This window comes from Vibrio sp. L3-7 (assembly GCF_963898195.1).
Lineage (GTDB): Bacteria > Pseudomonadota > Gammaproteobacteria > Enterobacterales > Vibrionaceae > Vibrio > Vibrio echinoideorum.
In genome coordinates this window covers 26,216-36,999 of sequence record NZ_CAWQUW010000028.1, presented here as the reverse complement: position 1 = coordinate 36,999, position 10,784 = coordinate 26,216, and the positions used below count along the sequence as shown (strand labels likewise).

General features: G+C 43.5%; 10 protein-coding genes. 2 read left to right on the top strand and 8 right to left on the bottom strand.

Going from position 1 to position 10,784, the window contains the following annotated elements; translation table 11 throughout:
• Positions 1–594 precede the first annotated feature (594 nt).
• The 6 genes from fre to trxA form a co-directional block, all read right to left on the bottom strand.
• A complete protein-coding gene (gene fre, locus AACW75_RS17430; RefSeq protein ID WP_145572299.1) occupies positions 595–1,308 on the bottom strand; it encodes an NAD(P)H-flavin reductase in 714 nt (237 codons plus the stop codon).
• 20 nt (positions 1,309–1,328) lie between these two features.
• Entirely contained in the window at positions 1,329–1,598 is a 270-nt protein-coding gene (locus tag AACW75_RS17425; protein WP_029225162.1) for a 2Fe-2S iron-sulfur cluster-binding protein, read from the bottom strand.
• Complete coding sequence (gene ubiD / locus AACW75_RS17420; RefSeq protein ID WP_145572298.1) at positions 1,595–3,436, bottom strand: 4-hydroxy-3-polyprenylbenzoate decarboxylase; 1,842 nt, start codon at positions 3,434–3,436, stop codon at positions 1,595–1,597. The genes AACW75_RS17425 and ubiD overlap by 4 nt, the downstream gene beginning before the upstream one ends.
• Positions 3,437–3,534: 98 nt before the next feature.
• A complete protein-coding gene (locus AACW75_RS17415; protein WP_102553976.1) occupies positions 3,535–4,530 on the bottom strand; it encodes a hypothetical protein in 996 nt (331 codons plus the stop codon).
• 110 nt (positions 4,531–4,640) lie between these two features.
• Positions 4,641–5,900, bottom strand: coding sequence for a transcription termination factor Rho (gene rho, locus AACW75_RS17410; protein WP_029222011.1), 1,260 nt, complete (start codon positions 5,898–5,900; stop codon positions 4,641–4,643).
• A 199-nt stretch (positions 5,901–6,099) separates the two neighbouring features.
• Positions 6,100–6,426, bottom strand: coding sequence for a thioredoxin TrxA (gene trxA / locus AACW75_RS17405; RefSeq protein WP_010440700.1), 327 nt, complete (start codon positions 6,424–6,426; stop codon positions 6,100–6,102).
• Between the two features lie 111 nt (positions 6,427–6,537).
• Between trxA and rhlB the strand changes: the two genes are divergently transcribed.
• Positions 6,538–7,848 carry an ATP-dependent RNA helicase RhlB gene (rhlB, locus tag AACW75_RS17400; RefSeq protein ID WP_102553977.1) on the top strand — a complete coding sequence of 437 codons (1,311 nt, stop codon included), beginning with the start codon at positions 6,538–6,540 and terminating at the stop codon, positions 7,846–7,848.
• Positions 7,849–7,854: 6 nt separating this feature from the next.
• The gene (gppA, locus tag AACW75_RS17395) at positions 7,855–9,348 is read left to right on the top strand and encodes a guanosine-5'-triphosphate,3'-diphosphate diphosphatase (protein ID WP_145572297.1); all 1,494 of its coding nucleotides are present in this window, start codon (positions 7,855–7,857) and stop codon (positions 9,346–9,348) included.
• Positions 9,349–9,457: 109 nt separating this feature from the next.
• On the opposite strand, the gene AACW75_RS17390 is transcribed toward gppA, so the two are convergent.
• Positions 9,458–10,129, bottom strand: a complete 672-nt coding sequence (locus AACW75_RS17390) for a 7-cyano-7-deazaguanine/7-aminomethyl-7-deazaguanine transporter (protein ID WP_029225164.1) — start codon at positions 10,127–10,129, stop codon at positions 9,458–9,460.
• A gap of 298 nt (positions 10,130–10,427) precedes the next feature.
• Positions 10,428–10,739, bottom strand: coding sequence for a DUF3630 family protein (locus AACW75_RS17385; protein WP_017075876.1), 312 nt, complete (start codon positions 10,737–10,739; stop codon positions 10,428–10,430).
• Between the last annotated feature and the right edge of the window lie 45 nt (positions 10,740–10,784).

Here is a 10,784-nt window from a genome sequence, read left to right as displayed (position 1 = left end):
AAACTCTTCAATTTAAGATTTTGTGACTCAACGAATACTGACTTCAAAACTAATATTCATTCGAAAATGAACATGTAATTCTAAAGCTATTACCATTCCAACAGAATGGTAATGAATTGACTGTGCCGAATAACTACAAGTAGTTAAACGTATTGGTCACTCAGTTCATTGAAATCAAGTTTGTTACCGAAGTAACTGTTATTACGCTCTTTCGAAAAAGAACCAATAACGTTTTGATATTCATCAACGAGTGCCCACACAGATTGATAGGTTTAAATTGTTAAAGAGCTTCACTTGTTGAGCGTTCCTTTTAAGTAAGGAGCCCCTCGAAGTGGACGGCCATTCTAGCGAATTAACATTCAGTGTCAAACACTATTTGAAAATTAATTTTTGTCGCTTTCCGTCTGACTGATTCTTGCTGAAGCCTTGTGGCATCTGCCGTCTCAGTGGTGTCGCATTATAGGGAACCCTCTCAGCTTAGCAACTACTTTTTCATGAAAAATGAATAAATAGAGCTTAACTGCCTAATAGTTCACCTAAACAGAAAAAAGAGAGCATTTCTGCTCTCTTTTCACTCAAAACTTAAGAGAATTCTTAGATAAAAGCGTAAGCATCAGCGTACATATGGTCACGTTTTGCTTCTTTATTTTGCGTAAATAGCTCTCTTGCTGCACCTGCCATTTCAAAGCGGCCTGCAATATAGATATCGAAATCAGCTAATGATTCGAAACTTTGAGTAATTGCTTCAAGCACATTACCAGTTTGGCCATGCCAAACTTCAGGAGCTTCTTCTACTACTGGTACAAAGTGTACATTGCTATGTTTTTCTGCAATATCGAAAAGTTCTTCTTTTGCATACAGCTGGCACTCATCTTTTGCGCCCCAGTATAGATGGATCTCTTTTTTACTGTTCTGCGCGATGCAGTGATCGAGAATAGAGCGCACATAGCTAAAACCAGTACCACCAGCAATGAGTAACAGAGGACGATCGCTTTCTTCTTTAACCCACGCATCACCGTGCGGAGCATCAATAGCAATGTCGCTATCTTCTGCTTGTGCTTTTTTCATTGCTTCAACGACTTCTGAAGCATAAGCATTGTGCTCAGCCGCACCAATGTGTAACTCAAGTTCACCTTCGTGTCGACAAGGGCTACTTGCAATAGAAAATGGACGCTTATCTTTTTCGCCCATTTCAACCATTAAGTATTGGCCAGCTTTAAAAGCTACCGGCGTTTCTGGGTGGAGTAGGATCTGGTAAGTATTACAAGCCAAAGGCTCGATAGACTTCACTTTACATTTAATAGTCATGTTCTTCCTCTTACTAACCCTTAATCGGCAAAGGTTAGAACTAAATTACTTTCTGCAAATGCTTGGCAAGCAAAAACCCAACCTTGTTGCTGCTCTTTCTCTGTGAGCATGGGTTCAAGGTGGTAACTCACTTGCCCTTCTAATTTTTTGCACATACACATAGCGCATGCACCAACTTGGCAACGATTTGGGAAATTGATATTGCTGTTGAGCGCAGCATCCAAGATCGTTTGCCCTTTCTCTACTGTGAAACTGATGTTTTCTGGATATAAGACTACTTGGTAGCTCATGAAATTCCTAGCTGTTCCCAAATGCTATCAATCTTTTTGACGAGCTCAGGATCTTTTGTGATTGGAACGCCCCATTCACGAAGACACTCACCTTCCAATTTATTGGTCGCATCTAGCCCCATTTTGGAGTGTCCTGTCTCATTCTGTAGGAATGACGTATCTCTTTCAGGATCCATTCTAGTGGTCACTGCCCAGATAATGTCATTCCAGTCACTCACATTAACGTCACCATCACACACAATAACAAACTTGTTCTCATCGAACTGAGACCAAACCGCTTCCATGATTTTCTTACCATTACCTACCGCTTTCTTATCGATAGACACCACAACCATACTAGCGTTGTCGTTCTGTAAGTGAATATCTATAATTTCGGGTAAAGCTTTGGTTAACTCAGCTAAGCTACCTTCTATATGTTCGCTATTTGCAGGCGTTGCTTCTACATCTGGCGACAGCGCTAACTCAGCATCCCACTTCTTAGTAATGTCTAAGCCCATTTTAGAACCTAAGCCGACCACTGGAGAGGCAAAATCTAGCGAATCGATAGGTGTATTTTCTATCATTAAGCTATCACGTGACGGATCCATATGCTTACACATGGCTGCTGTGACTTGTGACCAGTCTCGAGCATTGACGTCTTCATCGCATACCAAGACAAATTTAGTGTACATAAACTGGCGTAAGAAAGACCATACTCCCATCATCACTCGTTTAGCGTGACCTGGGTATTGCTTCTTCATGGTCACTACTGCCATTCGGTATGAACAACCTTCCGGTGGTAAGTAAAAGTCTTCTATCTCTGGGAACTGCTTTTGTAGAATAGGAACAAACACTTCATTGAGTGCCACTCCTAATACTGCTGGTTCATCTGGTGGACGCCCTGTATAGGTACTGTGATAGATTGGATTCTCACGCATGGTGACATGAGTAATCGTAAACACATGGTGCTTTTCTTTCTCATTGTAATAGCCGGTATGATCTCCATATGGTCCTTCATCTGCGAACTCATTAGGGTCAATGTAACCTTCCATCACGATTTCAGCACTTGCTGGGACGTCGAGGTCATTACTCACAGACTTAACCACCTCAGTTTTACTACCACGTAGTAAACCAGCAAACGCGTATTCAGATAACGTATCAGGTACTGGTGTAACCGCGCCAAGAATCGTTGCAGGATCGGCGCCAAACGCTACAGATACCGGAAATGGTTTACCTGGGTTAGTTTCCATCCAGTCACGTAGATCAAGCGCTCCACCACGGTGAGCTAACCAACGCATGATAACTTTGTTTTTACCGATCTTTTGTTGGCGATAGATGCCTAAGTTTTGGCGTTTTTTGTTCGGGCCACGAGTAACCGTTAAACCCCATGTTAGCAATGGCGCGACATCGTCCGCCCAACAGCTCATCACGGGAATTTTATCTAGGTCGACGTCATCGCCTTGCCATACAACTTGTTGGCAAGCCGCTTTGCGAAGGCGTTTAGCCGGCATGTTTAAGACTTGCTTAAACACAGGCAGCTTATCAAGAGCGTCTTTAAAGCCCTTTGGTGGCTCAGGTTCTTTAAGGTAGGCAAGTAACTTACCCACTTCACGTAACTCTTTGACTTCTTGACGGCCCATACCAATAGCAACACGGTTAGGTGTTCCAAATAAGTTGGTCAAAACAGGCATGTCATAGCCTATTGGGTTTTCAAATAACAAAGCAGGGCCACCAGCACGTAGAGTACGGTCGCTAATCTCGGTCATTTCGTAATCTGGATCGACAGGGTGAGAAATGCGTTTCAACTGACCAATATTTTCAAGATGGTCGATAAAATCACGTAAATCTTTAAAACTCATAGGACTTCTACATGCTGATTATTCTGCACTCAGTATATCAAAAAGGGTGACACTGAGATCCCCCTTTTTAGTAAGGTTATTGAGAGGCAAAATCCACTTTACGGTAAGGCTTGCTCAATCAAAGAACTCTTAACCTGAGGGTTATCATTCACTAGGTCTTGCAACCAACGTGTATGACCTTGTTTTGCCAATTCACGAGCAACTAATGGTGCTTCATCGGCAATCGCCATTCGAGAGACAAGAAACTGTTTAACCTCATCCGACAACGGGTTGACCTTTGTCAGCAATGTGATGGCTTCGTCTTTCAATCGAGGGTTTTTGGTCGCAGCCATAACCTGTTCAAGAGCGAACGTTTGTTTGGTTTCAGCAAGACGTACTAACTCAGCTTGGCTGCTATAATCTGCCTTCATACGCCATAAAATCTTATAGACCTCTGGATCTTCACTAACCTGAGCTAATCGAACCACTACCTCAGTTGAAGGTAACCAACTCACAATGGAAGATTTAGTCAGCTGCTTCGTTAGATAGTCCACAGCCTCGGGCGATAAACTGTCTAGCTCTCTGATTAATAGAGCCTCTCGAGTTTGCACTTGATGTTCAGAGCCCGACAGCCACGTTTTCAAATCAAGATCTTGCTTCTCAGCATCTAGCACAAACACCAATGTCTTTTGGTCTTGGTGCCACTGCTTGATTAAACGGTTGGCAATCGAAGGGTAATTAAAAGCAGGTACCGTAAACTCATAGCCATCCCCGCGTTCCAGAACTTGATAAGTCGGTGTGATAGCGAGTTGCTGCTCAATGAAGATAGACATCTTAGGAGTAAGTACGATTTTTTGTTGTTCGAGTTTTTTCAAGAGTTGGTAACGAGCCACCTCTTGTTGGGGAAATGTCAGGCGCTCAAGCGCAAAGCGTAGAGAATTAACTTCATCACGCACAACAAGCTCGAGTAATTCAGCAGTTTTCAGTTTTACTTGATCATTCTCAAGCCAAGACTCTACTGTATGTGGAGACATCTCGGTGGCATAAATCATACCAACCGGTGAAAGTAACAGTGAAGTAGACAGGAGTAATGATGACAACAGTCCATGTTGCATTTTAACTTCCTTTTAACACTTTTTGTCATTCTGCAAGCTAGCGCTGTAAAATGCAAATAAAAAGCGCCACCCGAAGGCAGCGCTTTTTAACAACTATAAACGAGTCAAGATTACTGACGACGCATTGCGTCAAAGAACTCATCGTTCGTTTTAGTCATTGCTAACTTGTCGATAAGGAATTCCATTGCATCAGTTTCGCCCATAGGGTGAACAATCTTACGCAGGATCCACATCTTCTGTAGTTCATCGCTCTTAGTAAGCAGCTCTTCACGACGAGTACCTGAGCGGTTGAAATCAATCGCTGGGAATACACGTTTTTCTGCAATCTTACGGTTTAGGTGCAGTTCCATGTTACCTGTACCTTTAAATTCTTCGTAGATTACTTCATCCATCTTAGAACCAGTATCAACCAGTGCTGTTGCGATGATAGTTAAGCTACCGCCTTCTTCTACGTTACGTGCCGCACCGAAGAAACGTTTTGGACGATGTAGAGCATTCGCATCAACACCACCAGTAAGAACTTTACCTGATGAAGGAATAACAGTGTTGTAAGCACGAGCTAGACGAGTGATTGAGTCCAGTAGGATAACCACATCTTTCTTGTGTTCAACAAGACGCTTCGCCTTCTCGATTACCATTTCTGCTACTTGTACGTGGCGAGATGCTGGCTCATCAAAAGTTGATGCGATTACTTCGCCTTTAACTAGGCGCTGCATTTCTGTTACTTCTTCTGGACGCTCATCGATAAGTAGAACCATTAGTTCACACTCAGGATGGTTACGAGCAATGCTTTGGGCAATATTTTGCAAAAGCATTGTTTTACCCGCTTTAGGCGGAGCAACAATAAGACCACGCTGACCTTTACCGATTGGTGAAGCTAGGTCAAGAATTCGTGCCGTGATATCTTCTGTCGCACCATTACCAGCTTCCATCACCATACGTTCGTTGGCGTGAAGAGGAGTCAGGTTTTCAAAAAGGATCTTGTTACGAGCGTTGTCTGGTTTATCGTAGTTAACCGTATTTACTTTAAGCAGAGCAAAGTAACGTTCGCCATCTTTAGGTGGACGGATTTTACCGCCGATAGAGTCACCCGTGCGTAGGTTAAAACGACGAATCTGGCTCGGTGATACGTAAATATCATCAGGGCCAGCAAGGTATGAGCTGTCGCCGCTACGTAGGAAGCCAAAACCGTCTTGAAGAATTTCTAGAACACCATCACCAAAGATGTCTTCACCACTTTTTGCATGCGCTTTAAGGATGGAGAAGATAATGTCTTGCTTTCTTAGACGAGCTTGATTTTCAAGACCTAGGCTTTCGCTAAGTTTAACAAGTTCAGACACTGGTCTGTTCTTCAGTTCAGTAAGATTCATAGTGGTGGAAGTTTGTTTAGTCAAAATAGGATCTGTTTTCTTAAGTTAAGAAGGATTTGGTCACAGGCTCGACCAAGAAGAGAATTTGTTCAATTAACGTGCGATAAATTAGCACTAAAACTAAGACTAGTCCATAGCTTAGAAAAAACAAAACCGCGCATCTGTTAACTGCGCGGTTTCTTTTCAAATGCTCACCTGATTATAGGTTAGCGTCTAGGAACTCTTTAAGTTGAGTTTTAGACAATGCACCAACTTTAGTTGCTGCTACGCCACCATCTTTAAAAAGAAGTAACGTTGGAATACCGCGAATACCAAATTTCGGTGGAGTGCCTGCGTTTTGGTCGATATTTAATTTACCGATAGTGAGTTTGCCTTCGTACTCGTCTGCGATTTCATCAAGAATCGGAGCGATCATCTTACAAGGACCACACCATTCAGCCCAAAAATCAACAAGAACCGGGCCTGCAGCGTTGATTACATCGTTATCAAAACCGTCATCAGTTAGCTGCAAAATCTTATCACTCATCTTCCACTCCAATGTATTTTTTAGAACTGGTTGGATGATAACCAGTAAATAGATGCCCTATTGGAATGTATTTACTTTCGTATTGCAAGCTTAAGCTGATATTCTATAGCAATGAAAAAGACGCATATCACAGAGCAAAAGTTCGCCGACTTGGATTTACTCCCGCAAGTCATTGAAGGATTGGAGAAAAAAGGGTTCGATTACTGTACCCCTATCCAAGCCTTGGCGCTCCCGGTACTGCTCACCGGCCAAGACATTGCAGGCCAGGCCCAAACGGGTACTGGTAAAACGCTTGCGTTTCTCACTGCTACTTTTAACCACCTGCTAAAAACACCTGAGCATGAAGGGCGTAAGCCTAACCAGCCACGTGCGATTATTATGGCACCTACGCGTGAACTCGCGATTCAGATCTACAACGATGCTGATTCTCTAGTCGCAAGCACTGGTATCAAAGCAGCACTTGCTTACGGCGGCGAAAGCTACGATAAGCAACAGGGTAAAATCGAAGAAGGCGCAGATATCTTAATTGGTACTACAGGCCGTATCATCGATTTCTACAAACAGAAGGTTTTCAACCTTAACCACATTCAAGCTGTTGTGCTTGATGAAGCCGACCGTATGTTTGATCTGGGCTTCATTAAAGACATCCGCTTCTTGTTCCGTCGCATGCCAGAACCTAAAGATCGCTTGAACATGCTGTTCTCTGCGACGCTGTCTTACCGCGTACAAGAACTTGCGTTCGAACACATGCACAACCCAGAGCATGTTGTTGTTGAGCCAGAGCGTAAAACAGGCCACCGTATTCAAGAAGAATTATTCTACCCTTCAAATGAACACAAAATGGCACTGCTACAAACGTTGATTGAAGAAGAATGGCCAGATCGCGCAATTATCTTCGCTAACACGAAGCATAAGTGTGAGTCGGTTTGGGGCCACCTAGCAGCCGACGGACACCGTGTAGGCCTGCTTAACGGTGATGTTCCGCAGAAGAAACGTGAAAAGATTCTTGAGCAGTTCACTCAAGGTGAAGTTGACCTGTTGGTTGCAACGGATGTTGCTGCTCGTGGTTTACATATCCCTCAAGTAACACACGTATTCAACTTCGATCTACCTGATGATTGTGAAGATTATGTTCACCGTATTGGCCGTACAGGCCGTGCTGGTGAAAGTGGTCATTCAATTAGTTTCGCTTGTGAAGATTACGCAATCAATCTTCCTCCGATTGAAGAATACATCGAACACGCGATTCCAGTTTCTGACTATGATGCAACGGCATTAATGGACGATCTACCAGCACCACTGCGTTTACGTCCGCGTAACCCGCAGCAGCGTCGCTCAAATAACAATGGCCCACGTAACGGTAACCGTAAACCAAATCAAAACCGTCGCCCACGCCAACCGCGTCATAACAAGGAAGCTTAGTCGCTTATGAGTCAAACAGTGTCACCTCCGCTTTTCGCTGCAATCGACCTCGGGTCGAACAGTTTTCATATGCTCGTTGTGCGTCATATTGATGGCAGCGTACAGACCATGGCAAAAATTAAACGTAAAGTTCGTTTGGCTGCAGGCTTAGATGAACATAACGCGCTTAGTAATGAAGCCATGCAGCGAGGCTGGGACTGTTTGAGTCTCTTTGCAGAGCGACTGCAAGACATTCCTAAAGAAAATATCCGCATTGTCGGTACCGCGACTCTGCGTACTGCAACAAATGTGGATATCTTTCTAGAGAAAGCGAACCAAATACTCGGTTACGACATCAATGTTATCTCTGGTGAAGAAGAGGCTGCGACTATCTATAAAGGTGTTGCGCACACTTCTGGAGGCAGTGGCCGCCGCTTGGTGGTTGATATTGGTGGTGCAAGTACCGAGATGATCATCGGTGAAGGTTTCTCAGCAAAAGCGTTAACCAGCTTAAAAATGGGGTGTGTTACTTGGCTTGAGCGTCACTTTAAAGATCGCCAATTGACCGCAACCAACTTCGACAATGCTATTGAAGCTGCAAAATCAACCTTGGCGCCAATCCTTGATAGCTACACTGATATCGGATGGGATGTCTGTGTTGGTGCAAGTGGTACCGTTCAAGCTTTGCAAGAAATCATGTTGGCACAAGGTATGGATGAGGTAATCACTCACACCAAGCTCAAACGCCTCCAAAAACAAGCAATGGCAACAGAAAGGCTCGAAGAGCTAGAAATAGAAGGACTCACACTGGAGCGAGCATTAGTGTTCCCGAGTGGCCTATCTATTCTGATTGCTATCTTTGAGCTACTTGAGATTGACTCAATGACCCTTGCAGGCGGAGCACTACGTGAAGGCCTTGCTTATGAGATGGTCGATGAATTACGCCAAGAAGATATTCGAGCTCGTACCGTAGCTAGCGTTCAGTCTCGCTACCAAATGGATGTTACTTACGGTGAGCAAGTCGCATCGTTAGCACAATCTCTATTTGAACAAGCGGGCGCTGATGCATGGGTATCAGAACCTCAGGCGGGAATTCTTTTGCAAACCGCAGCTAAACTGCATGAGATTGGTTTAACCATCGATTTCAAAAAAGGTGGCGAACACAGCGCGTATTTATTACAAAACTTGGATTTACCCGGTTTTACACGTGCTCAAAAACACTATCTAGGTGAACTTGTACGCCGCTACCGCGAACAGCTGACATCACTGCCAGAGCAACACGCAGTATCAGGTACTAGCAGCAAACGTATTTTACGTATTCTGCGCTTAGCCATTTTGTTAACCCATCGCCGTAGCCCTGATCTTGTAGCTCAAGTGAAGTTAACGGCACAAGATGACAAGCTAACATTAAACCTGTCTAAGCAATGGTTAGAAGCCAACCCATTGACGGCTGCTGAATTAGAAATCGAGTCGAACCGTCAAACTGATATCGGTTGGCCGCTAAACATAGAGTGCCTCTGATATTAATCATCTGACGCTAGAAATAAAAAAAGCCCAAGTTAGTTCACTAACTTGGGCTTTTTCTTATCTGTACCATTAACGCTTAACGTAATGAACCAACTACTAAGATTTACGCATTAACACCGGTTGCTTTGAAGTCTGGATTTACAGCAGTTAGCTTTTTAACGACGTAATTTAGAAGCACACCGTACATAGGAACAAACAGACCTAAGCTAATGATAAGTTTGAAGCCGTAATCAACCAACGCAATCTCAGTCCAATGCTCAGCCATAAATGGATCTGGGCTTTGGTAAAAAGCAATCGCAAAGAAAGCGACAGTATCCAGCGCATTACCGAATAGAGTTGAACAAGTTGGTGCTACCCACCATTGTTTAAGCTGACGTAGACGGTTGAAAACATGCACATCCAAGATCTGACCAAGCAAGTAAGCCATGAAGCTCGCCGCAGCGATACGTGCAACAAATAAGTTAAACTCGCCTAGTTGGCTAAAGCCTTGAAATGAGCCTTCAAAGAACACGACAGACAATAAATAGGAAACGGCCAGTGCAGGTAACATCACTAAGAAAATGATTTTACGAGCAAGCTGCGCGCCAAAAATGCGTACGGTCAGGTCAGTCGCTAAGAAGATAAACGGGAAAGTGAAAGCACCCCAAGTGGTGTGCATACCGAAGACGGTAAAAGGGAGCTGAACCAGATAGTTGCTTGATGCAATAATGACCAAATGGAACAAAACTAATAATGCTAGGGCTTTGCGCTGTTGCGCAGGGGTAAAGTTACTCATGCTGTACCTTTTTAGTTTGGTTTGGGGGTGAGGGAACCCAAATCGAGTCATTTCTTCGAATAAACCAAGAAAGCTCTTACCAATAATGTGAATTAAAAAATGTATCTATAAATTGCTCTATTGAGCGGCGAGCGATTATACATTAATCAATATTGGCTGCAACGGTGAGAACAAACGCAAACGTTTATTCTCACTTTTATTGGTGAATGGCGTTAGAAGCTATGTTTTTTTAAGCGAGGTTTTAGGTGCTATGCCTAAAATTAGAAACCGCGCTTGAAGTTAGAAACCATGCCAAAAGTTAGAAGCCGCGCTTGAAAAGCGTCGCTAAGTAATCAAACTCTTCTCGGCTTTCTTCAGCGTTTAACGACTCAAACCAGATTGATTCACTGTAATGTTCAGATTTTAAAAACATCCGGCAGTCTTCAAAATCAATCAACCAAGAATGCATATCGGCATCCCATTGTTTTTCGACAACAGACGCTGACAGTAACGCCACCAGCTTTTCACCTAACACTTCGTAAGAATCAAAATCAAAACTTGGAGACGTAATCAATAAACGCCCTTCGTCAGCCAAGTACTCTCTTAACCCAAATTCTGTTTGTGTTGTCATTTCCCTATCAACCTTATTCTTTTTCTATGAACTAACCGTTCTTAT